Annotated in this window: 13 protein-coding genes; 2 read left to right on the forward strand and 11 right to left on the reverse strand. The window is 71.0% G+C overall.

Going from position 1 to position 17504, the window contains the following annotated elements; all coding sequences use genetic code 11:
* Positions 1–25: 25 nt before the first annotated feature.
* A complete protein-coding gene (locus tag D7193_RS00725) occupies positions 26–634 on the reverse strand; it encodes a TetR/AcrR family transcriptional regulator (RefSeq protein WP_120777447.1) in 609 nt (202 codons plus the stop codon).
* Positions 635–645: 11 nt separating this feature from the next.
* Positions 646–2217, reverse strand: coding sequence for an MFS transporter (locus D7193_RS00730; RefSeq protein ID WP_120777448.1), 1572 nt, complete (start codon positions 2215–2217; stop codon positions 646–648).
* Between the two features lie 1056 nt (positions 2218–3273).
* On the opposite strand from D7193_RS00730, the gene D7193_RS00735 reads away from it, so the two are divergent.
* A complete protein-coding gene (locus tag D7193_RS00735; protein ID WP_120777449.1) occupies positions 3274–3867 on the forward strand; it encodes a hypothetical protein in 594 nt (197 codons plus the stop codon).
* 65 nt (positions 3868–3932) lie between these two features.
* Here D7193_RS00735 and D7193_RS00740 read toward each other — a convergent pair whose 3' ends face one another.
* The 7 genes from D7193_RS00740 to D7193_RS00770 form a co-directional block, all read right to left on the reverse strand.
* Positions 3933–4949, reverse strand: a complete 1017-nt coding sequence (locus D7193_RS00740) for a branched-chain amino acid ABC transporter permease (RefSeq protein ID WP_120777450.1) — start codon at positions 4947–4949, stop codon at positions 3933–3935.
* Positions 4946–5827, reverse strand: coding sequence for a branched-chain amino acid ABC transporter permease (locus D7193_RS00745; RefSeq protein WP_120777451.1), 882 nt, complete (start codon positions 5825–5827; stop codon positions 4946–4948). The genes D7193_RS00740 and D7193_RS00745 overlap by 4 nt, the downstream gene beginning before the upstream one ends.
* Positions 5824–7074, reverse strand: a complete 1251-nt coding sequence (locus D7193_RS00750; protein ID WP_120777452.1) for an ABC transporter substrate-binding protein — start codon at positions 7072–7074, stop codon at positions 5824–5826. The genes D7193_RS00745 and D7193_RS00750 overlap by 4 nt, the downstream gene beginning before the upstream one ends.
* A 42-nt stretch (positions 7075–7116) precedes the next feature.
* Positions 7117–7809 carry an ABC transporter ATP-binding protein gene (locus tag D7193_RS00755; protein WP_120777453.1) on the reverse strand — a complete coding sequence of 231 codons (693 nt, stop codon included), beginning with the start codon at positions 7807–7809 and terminating at the stop codon, positions 7117–7119.
* Positions 7796–8557, reverse strand: a complete 762-nt coding sequence (locus D7193_RS00760; RefSeq protein WP_120777454.1) for an ABC transporter ATP-binding protein — start codon at positions 8555–8557, stop codon at positions 7796–7798. The genes D7193_RS00755 and D7193_RS00760 overlap by 14 nt, the downstream gene beginning before the upstream one ends.
* Positions 8558–8806: 249 nt before the next feature.
* Positions 8807–9844 (reverse strand): aminotransferase class V-fold PLP-dependent enzyme, encoded by a 1038-nt coding sequence (locus D7193_RS00765; RefSeq protein WP_120777455.1) that lies wholly within the window; start codon positions 9842–9844, stop codon positions 8807–8809.
* Positions 9845–9978: 134 nt separating this feature from the next.
* Positions 9979–10755, reverse strand: coding sequence for a TetR/AcrR family transcriptional regulator (locus D7193_RS00770; protein WP_120777456.1), 777 nt, complete (start codon positions 10753–10755; stop codon positions 9979–9981).
* A gap of 111 nt (positions 10756–10866) precedes the next feature.
* On the opposite strand from D7193_RS00770, the gene D7193_RS00775 reads away from it, so the two are divergent.
* Positions 10867–12123, forward strand: a complete 1257-nt coding sequence (locus D7193_RS00775) for a DUF418 domain-containing protein (protein WP_241562768.1) — start codon at positions 10867–10869, stop codon at positions 12121–12123.
* Between the two features lie 133 nt (positions 12124–12256).
* On the opposite strand, the gene dnaE is transcribed toward D7193_RS00775, so the two are convergent.
* Positions 12257–15790 (reverse strand): DNA polymerase III subunit alpha, encoded by a 3534-nt coding sequence (gene dnaE, locus D7193_RS00780; RefSeq protein WP_120777458.1) that lies wholly within the window; start codon positions 15788–15790, stop codon positions 12257–12259.
* Positions 15791–16035: 245 nt separating this feature from the next.
* The gene (locus D7193_RS00785; RefSeq protein ID WP_147434307.1) at positions 16036–17220 is read right to left on the reverse strand and encodes a chymotrypsin family serine protease; all 1185 of its coding nucleotides are present in this window, start codon (positions 17218–17220) and stop codon (positions 16036–16038) included.
* Positions 17221–17504: the final 284 nt, after the last annotated feature.

Raw genomic sequence — 17504 nt, forward strand, 5'->3', positions numbered from 1 at the left:
ACGGTCGGCGTTCCGGCGGGCGTCGTCAGCGGGCGCGGATGCCCTCCAGCACCCCGTCGACGACCTTCTCCGGCAGCACCCGGTCGTCCAGCTCGGGATTCCAGCGCAGGACGCGCTGGATCAGCATCGGGCCGGTCAGCAGCGCCAGCGCCAACTCGACGTCGAGGTCGGCACGCAGCTCCCCGTCGCGGATGCCGCGTTGCAGCACCTCCCGGATCCGGGCGCGGCGGGGCTCGATGACGCCCTGGTACAGCTCGTAGCGGTCCTTGGTGCGGTTCACCTCGGGCAGCAGGCAGGGCATGATCTTCGCGGCTCGTGGGTCGGCGTTGCGGCCCACCGCGCCGAGCAGCAGCACCAGGTCGTCGCGGACCGACCGGCCGACCGGTTCCGGCGGGACGCCCTTGAGGATCGCCAGGGCGTCCCGCAGCAGCGCCTCCTTGCCCGGCCAGCGGCGGTAGATCGTCGCCTTGCCCACCCCCGCGCGGCTGGCGATCGCCTCGATCGAGAGCGCCTCGATGGTGCTGCCCTCGGCGAGCAGGTCGAGGGTGGCGTCGATGATCGCCTCGTCGGCGCGGGTGCTCCGCGGCCGCCCAGGCGGCCGCGGAGCATCGGCAGGGGACGTCATGTCGGACATTGTCGCCGAACCTACGGGGTGCCGGCCAACTCCGGTTCGGTGGCCGCGACCTCCCGCACCGGAGCCGGGGCGTCGACGCGGCCGGGCAGCCAGCGCAGTGCCACGACGATGCCGAGGGCGGCGACCAGCGCGGACAGCGCCGCCGCCCAGTGCATGGCGGTCACGAACGAGTCGTTGGCCACCGCGAGCAGCTTCGGTGCCGCCGGCCCGAGCTGGCCGGCCACGGCGTACGCCCCGGAGATGGACTCGCTCGCCGTGTCCCGCGCCTGGTCGGGCAGACCGGTCAGGGCCGACTCGACGTCGGAGCGGTAGACCGCGGACAGCACCGAGCCGAGCACCGCCACACCGAGCGCCCCGCCCACCTGCCGGATGGTGTTGCTGACCGCCGAGCCGACACCGGCCTTCTCCCGGGGCAGCGCCGACATGATCGACTCAGTGGCCGGCGGCATGATGTTGGCCATCCCGACGCCCTGGATGAAGTAGAAGATCAGCACGACCCAGATCGGGGTGCTCGCGTCGACGAAGACGAACGCACCGAGCGAGATCACGGTCAGCGCCAGCCCGACGGCGGCGACGGCCTTGCCGCCGTAACGACGGACCATCGCGGCGCTGCGCGGGGCGAACAGCAGCTGGGCGCCGGCGAACGGCAGGAACAGCAGACCGGTCTCCAGCGGGCTGTAGCCGCGTACCAGCTGGAGGTAGAACGAGCCGAAGAACAGCACGCCCATCGCGGCGAAGAAGATCAGGCCCACGATGGCGACCGGCGCCGCGAACTGCGGCACCCTGAACAGGCGCACGTCCAGCGACGGGTGGTCGCTGCGCCGCTCGACCGCCACGAACCAGGCGAGCACCGCGATGCCACCCACGATCGCCGCCCACACGAGCGGCCGGTCGAAGCCGTGCTCGCCGCCGTCGATGATGCCGTACGTGAGTGCCACCAGGCCGACCACCGACAGGATCACGCCGAACACGTCGACCCGGCCCGGGTTCGGGTCCCGCGACTCGGGCACCAGAAGGGCGACCAGGACCACGCCGAGCACGATCACCGGCACGTTGATGAGGAAGACCGAACCCCACCAGAAGCGCTCCAGCAGCGCGCCACCGAGGACCGGACCGATCGCCACGGCGAGACCCACCGCACCGGCCCAGACACCGATGGCCCGGCCCCGCTCCCGCGGGTCGAAGACGTTGGAGATGATCGAGAGCGTGGCCGGCATGATCGCCGCACCACCGATGCCCATCAGCGCGCGGGCCGCGATGAGCTGACCCGGGCTCTGGGCGTACGCCGACACGAGCGACGCCAACCCGAAGAGCACCAGCCCGATCAGCAGGAACCGCCGGCGACCGGCGCGGTCACCCAGCACGCCGAAGGTGAAGAGCAGACCGGCGAACACCAGGGTGTACGAGTTGATGGCCCACTCGAGCTGGCCCTGGCTGGCACCCAGCCCGTGCACCGGGTCGGCGAGGGTGCGCAGGGCGACGTTCAGGATCGTGTTGTCGAGGACGACCACGAGGAGGCTGATCACCAGCACCCCCAGGATCGCCCACCTCCTCGGGTGGCCCGTGTTGTCACGGATCTCCATGTCCAGTTCTCCCCCCGGTTCCCCCGCAGCACAATTCGATACGGGGCAGACTCGTAATCGCGATCAGCCTACGGCCGCGATTAACGATACGGAACAGGTCCGTATCGTATGTGTCCGGCGTCACCCGCCGAGCCTGCCCGCCCGGCGGCCCCGCCCGCCCGGCAGCCTCGGCCGGCCACGGTTCCTCGCCCGGCCACGGTCGCCGTTGATCGACTCCTTTTCGCCGACGTGGCGGGGTCGAGGTGGGCAAGATGCCGCGATATCGGCGATCTGGTGTGGATCACGCCCCTCATGGCCCGCGCCGCCCCTGCGGCGGTCCCCTTGATGTGGCGGCTGGAGGCGCTCAGGCGCCGGCCGACTGGTCGGGGTTGATCGACTCGGGGTGCGTGTATCTCGCGGTGTCCCGGTGGGGTGGACAGCGCGACTTCCAGGATGTCGAGTCGATCACCGGATCTGGGGGCCCGTTTGGGGGGGTGTGTCCGGTTCGCGGGCCTGTCGGCGGGCACCCCTTCCATCGTGAGCGTGATGCCTCAGAGGCATAAATATGACTCTGAGGCATCACGCTCGTGAGGAGACCCGCACCCAGCGGCCCGACACGGCCGCGGCGGGACGAGCCGACCGCGGTGACGGGTGGGTCGTGGCGGGCTGGGTGGGTATGGGTGGTTTGTGGATGTGACCGGTGGCATCCCGGGCCCGGAATCGCCGCCGGGTCGGCGGCGTTGACTATCCGCGACGGCCGAGGCACCAGCCCGCCAGGGTGCGGGCCGAGTGCAGGCCCCGCGGAATGATCGCGGAGCCCCGGTCGTTGGACACGGACCCGGCCGGAGCACATGGCCCCGGGAATGATGGCGGGCCGCCGGTCGTTGCACACCGACCCGGCGCGGTGGAGCACCCCCGCCCACCCGTTGCGCCAGGCCCCCGGGCGCAGGCCAACCCCCTATGGCCGCCCCGGAACCCCCAAGACTTTCCCCCGTTTTGTTGGGCGCCTGTTGGTGCTCGCACCCGCGTGCCGTCCCCCAAGGGCATGGCGGGTGTCTCACCCCCGAGGAGCTTTCGATGAACACGATGCTGCGTAAGAGCGTGCTCGGTATCGCTGGTCTGGCGTTCGCCGGTGGTGTCGCCTCCGGTCCCATCGCGGCGCATGCCGCCACCCCGACTCATGACCTGAAGCCGGTTGCTGTGGTGCAGTCGGACAAGCCGGGCGTGGACAAGGCGAAGCTGATCCCGCACGGCGTGCAGGGCAAGCAGTCGCAGATTCAGCTTGATGATGAGCAGGTGAAGAACGCGAAGGCGATCATCGCGGCCACGAAGAAGTCGGGCCTGGACGAGCGGGCCGCGGTCATCTCGATCGCGACGAGCCTGCAGGAGTCCAAGCTGGAGAACCTGGGTCACCTGGGTGACGCCAACGACCACGACTCGCTGGGCCTGTTCCAGCAGCGCCCGAGCTCGGGTTGGGGCACGCCGGAGCAGATCACCGACCCGGAGTACTCGACCATGGCGTTCCAGAAGGGCCTCAAGCAGGTCGACGGCTGGCAGGACATGCCGCTGACCGAGGCGGCGCAGACGGTGCAGGTGTCGGCCTACCCGGACGCGTACGCGCAGTGGGAGCAGCAGGCCGCCGACCTGGTCGCCCAGCACTGGAACAGCTGACAACCACACACATGAACAACACGCTGGCCGGCACCCCACACACGGGGTGCCGGCCAGCGCCGTCTTCACCGCCCTCGACGGTCCAGCCAGCGGCGCGCCAGGACGGCCACGCTGCCCCAGATCCCGCGCCGGAACAGCAGCACCACGAGGACGAAGATGCCGCCGGTGACCAGCCCGATCGCCTCGAACCCGGAGAACGACAGCCAGTCCTCGAGCCGGACCACGATGGCCGCGCCGAGCACCCCGCCCCAGAGCGTGCCGATGCCGCCGAGCACGACGACGATGACGGCCTTGCCGGAGGTGGTCCAGTGCAGCACGTCGAGGGAGACGAAGCGGTGCCCGACGGCGAAGAGTCCTCCCCCGAGCCCGGCGATGAAGCCCGACAGGACGAACGCCGTGAGCTTGTAGCGGTGCACGGGGTAGCCGAGGGCCCGCGCGCGGGCCGGGTTGTCGCGGATGCCGACCAGTACCCGGCCGAAGGGCGAGTGCACGACCCGCCAGGCGGCGGCCAGGCCGAGCAGCACGATCGGCAGGATCGCGTAGTAGAAGTAGAAGTCGTCGGTCAGGTCCACCCCGAAGAACGACCGGGGTACGCCCTGGAGGCCGTTCTCGCCCCGGGTCACCGAGCGCCACTCGTTGGCCACGTAGTAGACCATCTGCGCGAACGCCAGGGTGACCATGGCGAAGTAGATGCCGGTCCGCTTGACGGCGAGGTACCCGATCGGCACGGCGAGCACCGCTGCGGCGAGCGCCCCGGCGAGGACGGCCGCCGGGAACGGCAGCCCGGCGTGAATGGCGACGAGCCCGGTGACGTACGCGGACGTACCCCAGAAGGCCGCGTGCCCGAAGGACATGAGCCCGGTGAAGCCGAGCAGCAGGTCCACGGCGACGGCGAACAGCGCCCAGCAGAGGATGTCGACGGCCACGGCGGGGTAGAGCCCGTACGGCAACCAGAGCGCGGCGATCAGCCCGACGGCGAGCAGCGCGTACCGGACCCAGCCGGGCGCCCGGGCCACGGCCACGAGGCCGGACGGCGGCGCCGGGCGGCCGGCCTCGGCCGGGGTGTCGACGGTGCTGGTCATGCCGGTGCCTCCTCACGGCCGAAGAGCCCGGCCGGGCGCCAGAGCAGCACGACCGCCATCACGATGAACACGATCGTCTGCGACACGATCGGGAAGTCCGACAGGTACGCCTCGCCCCACGCCTGGACGAGGCCGATGCCGAAGCCGGCGGCGACCGAGCCGAAGATCGAGCCCAGCCCACCGATCACCACGACGGCGAAGACCACGATGATGAGGTCGGCACCCATCAGCGGGTTCACGGCCCGCATGGGCGCGGCGAGGACCCCGGCGAGGCCGGCCAGCGCGATGCCGAAGCCGAACACGGGGGTGACCCAGCGCCCGACGTTGATGCCGAACGCGCGGGTCAGTTCGGGCCGCTCGGTGGCGGCGCGCACCACCATGCCGACGCGGGTGTGGCTGAGCAGCCACCACACCGCCACGCAGACCGCGACCGCGAAGCCGAGGATGAACACCCGGTACGTCGGGAAGTCGAACAGCCCGAAGTCCACCGAGCCGCCGAGCGCCGAGGGGGTGGCGTACGGGCTGGACTGGACGCCGTAGCGGGACTTCACGAGGTCCTGGAGGATCAGCGTGAGGCCGAACGTGAGCAGGAAGTTGTACAGCGGGTCGAGCCGGGTGAGCCGGTGGATGACCGCCCGCTCCAGCGCCATGCCGAGCAGGCCCAGCCCGACCGGCATGATGACCAGCGCCGCCCAGAACGGCACGCCGGCCTCGCTGAGCAGCACGTACGCCCCGAAGGCGCCCAGCATGTAGAAGGCGCCGTGGGCGAAGTTCACCACCCGCAGCATGCCGAAGATGACGGCGAGCCCGAGGGCGAGCAGGGCGTAGAACGCCCCGCTCACCAACCCGTTGAACGTGTTCTGGAGAAAACCGGTCACAGCTTGCAGTCCGGGGACGGGGCGGCGAACGCCTCCGCCGCCGGGATGGTCTCGAGCACCTTCACGTAGTCCCACGGCTCGGTGACCTCGGCCTGCGGCTTTACCTGGGCCAGGTACGCGTCGTGGATGACCCGGTGGTCCTCGGCGCGGATCTTGCCGTTGCGGAGGAAGACGTCGTTGATCTCCTTGCCCTCCAGCGCCTTGACGATCGTGTCCGCGTCGTCGGTGCCGGCGGCCTGCACGGCCTCCAGGTACTGCATGGCGGCCGAGTAGTTGGCCGCGTGCGCGAACGACGGCCGGGTGCCCGTCTCCTTCTGGAACCGGTCGGCGAACTCCCGGTTGGTCTGGTCGAAGTTCCAGTACCAGGCGTCGGTGTACGTGGTGCCGGCGAGCGCGGCCGGGGTGAGCGAGTGGATGTCGGTGATGAACATCAGGCCGACCGCCAGGCCGACGCCCTTGTCCCGCAGCTTGAACTCGTTGTACTGCTTCACCACGTTCACGAGCTCCGCGCCGGCCTGCATGGTGCCGAGCACCTGCGGCTTCGGGTTCAGCGTCGGCGCCTTGAGCAGGAAGGTGGAGTAGTCACCGCTGGTGTTCGGGAACGGCGCGCCGTCCTTGCCGACCACCTGCCCACCGGCCGCCGTGATGGCGGCGGTGAAGCTCTTCTCCATGTCCTGCCCGAAGGCGTAGTTCGGGTAGAGGATGTACCAGTTCTTCCCCACCTGCTGGGTGGTCACCTTGCCCGTGCCGTTGGCCAGCATGTGCGTGTCGTACGCGTAGTGGAACGTGTACTTGTTGCAGCTCTTGCCGGTCAGGTCGGTGGTGGCCGCGCCGATGTTGAAGTAGAGCTTCTTCTTCTCCTTGGCCACGTCGGCGACCTTCAGGGCGGCCGAGGAGGTGGGCACGTCGAGGATGATGTCCGCGCCCTTGCGGTCGTACATCTCGGCGGCCTTGCTGTTGGCGATGTCCGGCTTGTTCTGGTGGTCGGCGGTCTCCACGCTGATGTTCTTCGTCACCGCCTGGTCGCCGTGCTTGGCCTTGAAGTCGGCCACGGCCATCTCGACGGCCTTGACCGAGTTCTTGCCGGACAGCTCGGAGTACGCGCCGGACTGGTCGTTCAGCACGCCCAGCACGATCTTGTCGCCGGTCAGCTTCTGGTCGCCGCCCGACTGAGGTCCGCCACCGCCGCAGCCGGCGAGCAGCACCATCGCGGCCGACGCCGCGGCCACACCCACGGTCCTACGCATGCCATTCCCTCCATCCGCGCGGCGCGCGGGTCAGCTCCGACATCAGATCCCGAGGTACGACAGCAGCTCGCGTTCCCGCGAGCGCACCTCGGAGTTGTCCATCGCCTCCACGACGCGTCCCTCGGCCAGCAGGTAGTGCCGGTCGGCGACGCCGGTGGCGAAGTGCAGGTTCTGTTCGACGAGCAGCACGGTGACGCCGTGCCGCTTGGCCTCGCGCAGCAGGTCGCCGACCTGCTGCACCAGCAGCGGGGAGAGCCCCTCGGTCGGTTCGTCGCACAGCAGCAGCCGGGCGCCCATGCGCAGCACCCGGGCCAGGGCGAGCATCTGCTGCTCGCCGCCGGACAGCATGGTGGCCGCCGAGTCACGGCGGTCGTAGAGGGCGGGGAACGCCTCGTACACCCGCTCCAGCGGCCACGGGTCGGGGCCCACGGCCGGCGGCAGGGTGAGGTTCTCGGTGACGCTCAACGTGGCGTAGCTGCCCCGGTCGTCGGGCACCCAGCCGAGCCCGAGCCGGGCCCTCCGGTGCGCGGGCAGCCGCCCGATGTCACGCCCGTCCAGCTCGACGGTGCCGCGCTGCCCGGCGTGCAGCCCCATCACGCAGCGCAGCAGCGTGGACTTGCCGGCGCCGTTGCGCCCCACGAGGGTGACCACCTCGCCGGCGGCGACATCGAGGCTGACGTCCCGCAGCACCTGCGCCTCGCCGTACCAGGCGGACAGGGTGTCAATGCGCAGCATCGGCGGCTCCCAGGTAGGCGGTGATGACGCGCTCGTCGGCGCGGACCTCGTCGTAGGGGCCCTCGACAAGGACCTTGCCGGCCTGGAGCACGGTGACGGTGTCGGCGAGACGGCCGACCACGCTCATGTTGTGCTCGACCATCACCACGGTCCGGCCCTCCCGGACCCGGGCGATCAGCTCGACGGTGCGGTCGACGTCTTCCAGGCCCATGCCCGCGGTCGGCTCGTCGAGCAGCAGCACCTTCGGGTCGAGGGCGAGCGCGATGGCCAGTTCGAGGGCGCGCTTGCGCCCGTACGCCAACGCCTCGGCGGGGGCCTGCGCGAGGTCGGCGAGCCCGACCATGTCGAGCAGTTCGGTGGCCCGGTCGTGGTAGCGGCCCATCAGCTTCGCCGAACGCCAGAACCGCCAGCCCAGCCCGCTGGGCGACTGCAACGCCAGCTCCACGTGCTCCTGTGCGGACAGCTGCGGGAAGAGGCTGGTGATCTGGAACGAGCGGGCCACGCCGAGCCGGGCGACCCGCTCCGGGGGCAGCCCGGTGACGTCCCGCCCGGCCAGCTCGATCCGCCCACCGGTGGGCCGGAGAAACCCGGTGAGCAGGTTGAACAGGGTGGTCTTGCCGGCGCCGTTGGGGCCGACCAGCGCGTGCACGCTGCCCGCCGCGACGTCGAGGTCGACGCCGTCGACCGCCCGGAAGCCCCGGAAGTCGCGGGTCAGCCCGCGAGCCGACAGGAGCGCTTGCCCGGCCATCGCCATGTCCTCCGAGGTCTCCGGCGACGGTCGTGCTGGGTGACCGCGGTCACATGGCCGTCGCGTGCTGGAAACCTACGGCGGCCCGAGTGAGTCGAGCCATGTCGATGGCCCACATATTCCCATGCGTCGAAGCGGCCTCATCCCCCACACGGTGCGCGGCGAGACGGCTCCGACACGCCCCGGAGAGGCGAGTTACCCATGTCGATGCGGTACGGCATGTGCGTGGCCCACCGTGACGAGGGCCGGTCAGCTCGTGAGCGCGTCCAGAGCCATGTCGACGTCCGCCTCGGTCGTGTAGAGGTGGAACGACGCACGGACCCGGCCGGCGCGCACCGCCGCCCGTACGCCGGCCCGCTCCAGCCGCTCCTGCGCACCGGGCACGTCCACGACGACGATGGCGCTCTCCCCCGGCGGCTGGCCGAGCCCGGTGAGCAGGCGGTTGGCCAGGGCCACGTCGTGCTCGCGGATGGCCGGCAACCCGACGTCGAGCAGCACGTCGAGCGCGGGCGCCATGCCGACCCAGTTGAACCAGGCTGGCGAGATGTCGAACCGGCGGGCGTCGTCGGCGAGTTGCAGCGGCGGGCCGTAGTAGCCGGCGTGCGGGTCGCGGGCCGCGTACCAGCCGGCGGCGTCGGGTCGCATCCGGTCCCGCAGCGCCGGCGCCAGGTACGCGAGCGCCACGCCGCGCGGTCCCATGAGCCACTTGTACGCCGAGACGACCACCGCGTCGGCCCGGGACGCGTCGAACGGCAGCCAGCCGCACGCCTGGGTGGCGTCGACGGCCACCAGGGCGCCGTGCGCGCGCGCCGCGGCCACGATGTCGTCGTACGGGGCGACGGCCCCGTCGGCGGACTGCACGAGGCTGAACGCGACCAGGTCGGTGCCGGCGTCGATGGCGTCGACGAGGCCCGCGAGCGGCACGGTGCGCACGTGGACGCCGCGCTCGGCCTGGACCAGCCAGGGGTAGAGGTTGGACGTGAACTCGACCTCGGGCACGACGACGGTCGCCCCGGCGGGCAGCGCGGCCGCCACGGGTGCCAGCAGTTGCGAGGCCGCACTGCCGATCGTCACGTCCTCGGCGGGCACGTGGACCATCCGGGCGAACGCGGCGCGGCACAGGCCGACCGACTCACCCCACCCCTCCCAGGAGGTCCGCCCGATCCGCCAGTCGGCCAGCGCGTCCTGCAACGCGTTCCACGCGGGCTCGGGCGGCAGCCCGTAGCTCGCGGTGTTCAGCCAGCCCGGTTGCGGTTGCCACAGCTTCTGCGCCTCATCGAGATCCATGGCTCCGACGCTAGCGCCCGTTGCCGTCCCGGCTGGACGGCCAATCGCGCGGTGGCGGCCTTCCCGTCCCGGTCGCCGGAGCGCAGGGCGGCGGCCACAACGTGCGGGCGCTCGCGTCGGCCCGGGCCGCGCGGTCAGCTCCCGGTGGACGTGCTCGTGCTCTGCGCGGCGCGGATGGCGGCGGCGACGCCATCGAGGATCAGGTCGAGGCCGAACTCGAACTCGGCCAGCTCCGGGTCGCCGGCCGGTTCCGGCGGCGCCTCGAACAGCCCGGAGGTGAAGAGCGCGGCCACCTCGGGGAAGCGCTCGGCGTCGACGAGGCCGGCGAGGGCCCGGCCGTACGCCTGCTCCACCTGGGGCTGGTCGAGGCCGCTGCCCCGCCGCCCCTCGGCCATGTCCAGGCTGAGTTGGGAGGAGCTGCGCACGTACCCGGAGAGCAGGGTCATGATGCCGACCTTCTCGGCCCAGCCGAGCCCGGTGTCGGCCAGCGCGCGCAGGCAGGCGTCCATCCAGCTCACGGCGTTCGGCCCGCTGGGCGGGCCGCTGATCGGCAGGTGCGGCAGCCACGTGTGGCGGGCGTGCTGGGCGCGGATGCCGTACGCCCACTGGCGCAGGCCGGCGCGCCACTGCCCGGGGCCGGCGGGGAGGGCCGGGGCCGGACCGGTGGCGGCGTCGCCCATGAGCACGAGCAGCTCCTCCTTGGAGCCGACGTGCCGGTAGAGCGACATCGTCGTGTAGCCCAGCTCCTTGGCGACCTTCGCCAGGGTCACCCCGGCCAACCCGTCGCGGTCGGCCAGGTCGACGGCGGTACGCACGACCCGCTCGACGTCCAGCTCGGCCGGCCGGCCGAGCCGGGACTCGGTCGGCAGTCGCCACAACCGGGCGAGCCCGACGGGAACCTCGTCGCCCATGGCCGGCTGCCACCTCCGCCTCCGCGTCCGATCCGGATCCCATTCTCGCCCAGCGCCGACCCGGCCCGACGCGTCGGCGCACTTTTGTTTACCTCATATAGTTTACGTCGTATGGTTACGCTGTCGACGAACGAGGGGGAGACGATGACGATCGACGTGACGGCGCCCGCCGGGCAGGGGGCGGTGACACCGGTCTCCGGTGGGCGCCGGATCCTGGCGCCCGACCTGGCCCGGGGTGCCATGCTGCTGCTCATCGCGCTGGCCAACGCCACGGGGGTGTTCCTGGCCTCCACACCGGGGGTGGACCCGACACCGCACGGCCTCGAACGGGTGTGGAACGTCCTGCTCTTCCTCTTCGTGCACGCCCGCGCCCTGCCGCTGTTCGCCATGCTGGTCGGCTACGGGCTCGTCCAGTTCGCCCGCCACCAGGACGACGCGGGCCGCCCACCCCGGACGGTGCGGGCGTTGCTGGTCCGCCGCAACGCCTGGTTGTTCGCCTTCGGCCTGGCGCACGGCGTGCTGCTGTACTCCGGTGACGTGCTGGGCGCGTACGGCCTCATCGGGATCGCGTTCACGCTCGTCCTGCTGCGTCGGGGCGACCGGATCCACCGCCTCGCGCCCGCGTACCTGGTCCTCGCCGCCGGCTACCTGCTCGTCCTCGGCGCGCTGGTGCTGCACGGCCTGGCGACCGGGACCGACGGCACGGCCGGGGTGCCGACGAGCGACTTCCCGTCGGTGGCGGCGGACAGCTACGGTGCGTCGCTCGCGGCCCGCATGACCGAGTGGCCGACCACCGTGCTCACCATGCTCCCCATGGTCCTCTGGATCTGGATCGGCGCCTGGGCCGCCCGACGCCGGCTGCTCGACGACCCGGCGAGGCACCGCACGCTGCTGCGCCGGGCCGCCCTGGTCGGCCTCACCGTCGCCGTCCTCGGCGGACTGCCGATGGGCCTGCTCGCGGGTGGCTTCCTGCACGTCGACGCCGACACCGTCGGGTACGTGAAGATGCTGTACGAGTCGGCGGGCCTGTTCGGAGGGATCGGCTACGCCGCACTCTTCGGCCTGCTCGCCCTGCGGGTGTCGACGTGGCCGGCCGGGAGCCGGCGGCACCTGCCGGTCGCCGCCCTCGCCGCGCTGGGCCGGCGCTCGCTCAGCGGCTACCTGGTGCAGTCCGTCGCCTGGCTGGTGCTGGCGTCGCCGTTCGCCCTCGCGCTCGGAGACCGGCTGGGCAGCCCCACCTTCGTGGCCGCCGGCAGCGCGGTGCTCGTCTGGCTGGGCACGCTCGCCGGCGCGTACCTGATGCACGTCCGGTCCCGGCGCGGGCCGGCGGAGGTGCTGCTGCGGCGGCTCGCGTACGGCCGGCGGTAGGAACGCGGGAGATCGTGCTCGAACGTGGATGTAGTGGCCTCCGCCCCGCGGGGAGGCCACTACATCGTGGATCGAGCGCGATCTCGGCGAGCCCGCGAGCCGTGGTGAGCCCCGGCGAACCCCGGCCCGCCGGTCAGCTCACGTTGGCCGGGCCGAGCACGCTCTTGAGGTCGGCCATGAGGGCGGTGGTGGCCGCCACCCGGAACGGGCCGAGCCGCAGCGTGGTGGTCCTGCTGCCGTTGAGCAGCTTGACGTGCACCTCGGCGTCGCCCGGGTGCAGCACCAGGGTCTCCTTGAGCCGTTCGACCAGCGGCGGGGTGCACCGGGTCACCGGAATGGTGAGGGTGACCGGCTTGTTGGCCGCGCTCGTGCTCACGTCCGGCATGGACATGTCCATGGCCATGATGCGGGGCGTGTCGTCGCGCCGGTCCACCCGGCCCTTGACCACGACGATCGCGTCCTCGGCGATGTACTGCCCGATCACCTCGTACGTGTTGGGGAAGAACAGCGTCTCCACCCCGCCGGCGAGGTCTTCGAGGGTGGCCGACGCCCAGGCCCGGCCCTGCTTGGTGACCCGCCGCTGCACCCCGGAGAGGATGCCGGCGAGGGTGACCACCGCCCCGTCGGGGACGGCGCCCTCCTCGGCGAGCGCGGCGATGGTCGTGTCCGCGGCCGCGTTGAGGATGTGTTCGAGGCCGAACAGCGGGTGGTCGGAGACGTAGAGGCCGAGCATCTCCCGCTCGAAGGCGAGCTTGTCCCGTTTGTCCCACTCGCTCTCGCCGATGACCGGCATCACCGTGCTGCTGGCCGACGTTTCGACGTCACCGAAGCCCGCGCCGAACAGGTCGTACTGGCCGGTGGCCTCCTTGCGCTTGACGTCGGCGTACGCGTCGATGGCGTCGGCGTGCACCTGGAGCAGGCCCTTGCGGGTGTGCCCCAGCGAGTCGAACGCCCCCGCCTTGATGAGAGATTCGATGGTCTTCTTGTTGCAGACCACCGCGTCCACCTTCGACAGGAAGTCGTAGAAGTCGGTGTAGGCGCTCTTCTCGTCGCGGCAACGCATGATCGCCGACACCACGTTGGCGCCCACGTTGCGGATCGCGGCCAGGCCGAACCGGATGTCCTTCCCGACCGGGGTGAACGGCCCGGCCGAGGTGTTCACGTCGGGCGGCAGCACCTGGATGCCCATCCGGCGGCACTCCGACAGGTACAGCGCCATCTTGTCCTTGTCGTCGCCGACGGAGGTGAGCAGCGCCGCCATGTACTCGGCCGGGTAGTTCGCCTTGAGGTACGCCGTCCAGTACGACACCAGGCCGTAGCCCGCGGTGTGCGCCTTGTTGAACGCGTAGTCGGCGAACGGGACGAGGATGTCCCAGAGCGTCTGGATGGCCTCGTCGGAGTAGCCGTTGGCCCGCATGCCGTCGCGGAACGGCACGAACTCCTTGTCGAGGACCTCCTTCTTCTTCTTGCCCATGGCCCGGCGCAGCAGGTCGGCCTGCCCGAGGCTGTAGCCGGCGAGCTTCTGCGCGGCGCGCTGCACCTGCTCCTGGTAGACGATCAGGCCGTACGTGGGGCCGAGGATCTCCTCGAGCGGTTCGGCCAGCTCCGGGTGGATCGGCGTGATCTCCTGGAGGCCGTTCTTGCGCAGCGCGTAGTTGGTGTGCGAGTTGGCGCCCATCGGGCCGGGCCGGTAGAGCGCGAGGACCGCGGAGATGTCCTCGAAGTTGTCCGGCTTCATGAGCCGCAGCAGCGAGCGCATGGGCCCGCCGTCGAGCTGGAAGACGCCGAGGGTGTCGCCGCGGGCCAGCAGGTCGTACGTGGGCTTGTCGTCGAGCGGCAACTGGAGAAGGTCGACGGTGCGGCCGTGGTTGCTCTCGATGTTCTTCAGCGCGTCGTCGATGATCGTCAGGTTGCGCAGGCCGAGGAAGTCCATCTTCAGCAGCCCGAGCGACTCGCAGGTCGGGTAGTCGAACTGCGTGATGATGGCGCCGTCGGCGTCCCGCCGCATGAGCGGGATGTGGTCGATGATCGGCTCGGCGGACATGATGACGCCGGCCGCGTGCACGCCGGTCTGCCGGATCAGTCCCTCGATGCCGCGCGCGGTGTCGATGACCTTCTTGACGTCCGGGTCGGACTCGTACAGGCCACGGATCTCGCCGGCCTCCGCGTAGCGGGGGTGCTTCGGGTCGAAGATGCCCGTCAGCGGGATGTCCTTGCCCATCACAGCGGGCGGCATGGCCTTCGTGATCCGGTCGCCCACCGCGTACGGGTAGCCGAGCACCCGGGCGGAGTCCTTGATCGCGGCCTTCGCCTTGATGGTGCCGAACGTCGCGATCTGGGCGACCTTGTCCTCGCCCCACTTCTCGGTGACGTACTTGATGACCTCGCCGCGCCGGCGCTCGTCGAAGTCGATGTCGACGTCCGGCATCGAGACGCGCTCGGGATTGAGGAACCGCTCGAAGATCAGGCCGTGCGGCAGCGGGTCGAGGTCGGTGATGCCCAGGGCGTACGCCACGAGCGAGCCGGCGGCCGACCCGCGGCCCGGACCGACGGCGATGCCCTGGCTCTTCGCCCACTGGATGAAGTCGGCGACCACGAGGAAGTACGACGGGAAGCCCATCTGGATGATGACGCCCAGCTCGTACTCGGCCTGCTTGACGTGGGTGTCGGGCACGCCACCCGGGAACCGGCGCGCGAGGCCCTTGAAGGTCTCCTTGCGGAACCAGGACTCCTCGGTCTCCCCCTCCGGCACGGGGAAGCGCGGCATGAGGTTGTGGAACTCGAACATGCCGGTCGGGTCGACCTTCTCGGCGACCAGCAGCGTGTTGCGGCAGCCCTGGAGCCACATGTCGGACGAGTCGACGGCGCGCATCTCGTCGGCGGACTTGATGTAGTAGCCGCTGCCGTCGAACTTGAAGCGGTTGGGGTCGGCCACGTTCGCCGCGGTCTGCACGCACAGCAGCACGTCGTGCGCCTCCGACTGCGCCTCGTGCGTGTAGTGGGAGTCGTTGGTGACGACCGGCGGGATGTCGAGCTTGCGGCTGATCTCCACCAGTTCGTCACGGACCCGGCGCTCGATGTCGATGCCGTGGTCCATGATCTCCAGGAAGTAGTTCTCCTTGCCGAAGATCTCCTGGTACCTCGCGGCGGCCTTCAGCGCCTCGTCGTACTGGCCCAGGCGCAGCCGGGTCTGCACCTCCCCAGAGGGGCAGCCGGTGGTGGCCATCAGCCCGTCGGAGTTCTCGGCCAGCAGCTCCGCGTCCATCCGCGGCCACTTGACGAAGTACCCCTCGGTGAACGACCGGGTGGTGAGCTTGAAGAGGTTGTGCAGGCCGGTCTTGTTCCGGGCCCAGATCGTCATGTGGGTGTAGCCGCCGCTGCCGGAGACGTCGTCGCTCTTCTGCTCCGGCCGGCCCCACCGCACCCGCTGCTTGTGGAAGCGCGACTCCGGCGCCACGTACGCCTCGATGCCCAGGATCGGCTTGACGCCCGCGGCCGTCGCCTGCTTGTAGAAGTCGTTCGCGCCGTGCATGTTGCCGTGGTCGGTCATCGCCACCGCCGGCATCCCCTGCCGGCTGACCTCGGCGAACAGGTCCTTGAGCCGGGCCGCTCCGTCGAGCATCGAGTACTCCGTGTGCACGTGCAGATGCGCGAACGAATCGCCCATGCGGAGCGCCCCCCAGGGTCGGATCATGGGATGGTCGAGGTCGGTCCGCTTACCCTATCCCCGCCGCGCCGGGGGTCTCCAGCAGCGCCGCACGGCACGCCGGGCCGGGTGGTGTGGATCTCTTCCCGGCCCCGCCCGGGCAGTCGGCTGCCGGACTCGCTCTCGCCGCCCCGGGCGGGCCCGGTCCACCTACCGGGTGGGGGCGGTGCCCGGTCGGCCACCGCCCCCCACTGCGGAAATCCGCGTCACAGCAGGGTGGCGTCCCAGTACGACAGCACGGGTCCGATCATCTGGAAGCGCACCCAGGAGGAGCATGTCCGGGTACCGCCCTGATTGTTGCGGGGACAGACGAACTGCGGGCTCGCCGCGCCGACGATGGTGCCCGCGTAGGCCCACCGGGGGCTGACGATGTGCACCGGGCCGCCGCTGTCGCCGTGCCCGGCGGCCGCCACCCCGTCTTTACCGGCGGTGGCCGTGCCGCAGGTCAGCCGGCCGGTGATGTCGGTGCAGTAGTTCGTCTTGATGACTGTCAGCCCGCCACACACCTCGCCGCTGTAGGCGCCGTTGAAGCAGACCCCCGAGCCCTCCGCCGACGTCCAGGGCGTCGCCGACATCGTCTGGATGGCGGTGTCGGTACGGAACATCGTCGGCGACCCCGTGCCGGTGACGATCGCCGTGTCCGTACCCCCGTCGCGGGTGTCGATCCAGTTCTTCCGGCCGACGTACTCGGAGCCGTTGTAGAGGTAGGCGCCGTTGGCGAAGCAGTGCGCGGCGGTGAGGAAGTAGTTGACGCCGTTGCGCCGGATGCCCGGGCCGATGGTGCACGACGAGTAGCCGTCGTTCAACTCGGCGCCCGCGCTCCAGGGAGAGAAGTCGTCCCAGCGGGAGAGGAAGAGGGAATCCTTCTCCGGCTCCGGAACCTCCTCGATCTCGACGTCCGCACCGAACTTGTCGCGCAGTGTCCGCACCGTTGCCTCGGACGGCTCGACCACCCCGAGGCGCAGCGTGTTGGTGGACTCGTGCGGCCCCCACTCGACCAGCCGGATGCCGGCCTGCCGCAGCGCCGCCACGTGGTCGCTCACCGTGTCCCGCCGGTCGACCAACTCCCGGTAGGTGTACCGGGCCCCCTCGTGCACGACCACGTCGCTGGAGATCGCCCGGACGGCGGCCGCACTCGCCGCCGCCGCGCCCCGCCCCTGGTAGGAGACGTGCACCCGGCCGTCCGGGTCCACCCAGTGGCCCGCGTACCGGCTGTCCCCGTGCGCCGCCCGCCACGCGTCCTGGGCCACGGCGGTGGCCTTCATCAGCCGGTCCTCGCTCGACGCCGGCGCGGCGCGGCCCGGCGCGCCGCTGGCCGCCCCCGGCGCGACGCCGGCGGCGGCCACCAGGGCGAGCACCAGGAGCGCCCCGGGCAGTGTCCTTCCTCGCATGTACAGCTCCTCTCACGGAAGCACTACCGCATGAGGACACACGGGAGCGACGGACGACCTGATCTGGTCGAGCCGTCGGAGGGCAGCGCTCCACGCAGAGCGCTGAGTCACGAACTGACAAAACGCGGCGTGGAGCAGCCGGCTCCGCGGGGCGGACGTCGGCTGGTCAGAAGTCGAGTCGTCAGTCGGAAGAGCTGGGTGCGCGCGATCGACAGGACATGGATCCCCCGTGATGATCCTCCGCCAAGAGATTGACGTGCGCCGAACTCTACGGACCCCGGAGA

This window comes from Micromonospora costi (genome assembly GCF_003626655.1).
Taxonomy (GTDB): Bacteria; Actinomycetota; Actinomycetes; order Mycobacteriales; family Micromonosporaceae; genus Micromonospora; species Micromonospora costi.

Bases quoted from the DNA above. Each gene is read 5' to 3' on its own strand.
- D7193_RS00785 (WP_147434307.1), bottom strand. From the start codon at position 17,220: ATGCGAGGAAGGACACTGCCCGGGGCGCTCCTGGTGCTCGCCCTGGTG.
- D7193_RS00735 (WP_120777449.1), top strand. From the start codon at position 3,274: ATGAACACGATGCTGCGTAAGAGCGTGCTCGGTATCGCTGGTCTGGCG.
- D7193_RS00730 (WP_120777448.1), bottom strand. From the start codon at position 2,217: ATGGAGATCCGTGACAACACGGGCCACCCGAGGAGGTGGGCGATCCTG.
- D7193_RS00755 (WP_120777453.1), bottom strand. From the start codon at position 7,809: ATGCTGCGCATTGACACCCTGTCCGCCTGGTACGGCGAGGCGCAGGTG.
- D7193_RS00725 (WP_120777447.1), bottom strand. From the start codon at position 634: ATGTCCGACATGACGTCCCCTGCCGATGCTCCGCGGCCGCCTGGGCGG.
- D7193_RS00750 (WP_120777452.1), bottom strand. From the start codon at position 7,074: ATGCGTAGGACCGTGGGTGTGGCCGCGGCGTCGGCCGCGATGGTGCTG.
- dnaE (WP_120777458.1), bottom strand. From the start codon at position 15,790: ATGGGCGATTCGTTCGCGCATCTGCACGTGCACACGGAGTACTCGATG.
- D7193_RS00770 (WP_120777456.1), bottom strand. From the start codon at position 10,755: ATGGGCGACGAGGTTCCCGTCGGGCTCGCCCGGTTGTGGCGACTGCCG.
- D7193_RS00775 (WP_241562768.1), top strand. From the start codon at position 10,867: ATGGTTACGCTGTCGACGAACGAGGGGGAGACGATGACGATCGACGTG.
- D7193_RS00740 (WP_120777450.1), bottom strand. From the start codon at position 4,949: ATGACCAGCACCGTCGACACCCCGGCCGAGGCCGGCCGCCCGGCGCCG.
- D7193_RS00760 (WP_120777454.1), bottom strand. From the start codon at position 8,557: ATGGCCGGGCAAGCGCTCCTGTCGGCTCGCGGGCTGACCCGCGACTTC.
- D7193_RS00765 (WP_120777455.1), bottom strand. From the start codon at position 9,844: ATGGATCTCGATGAGGCGCAGAAGCTGTGGCAACCGCAACCGGGCTGG.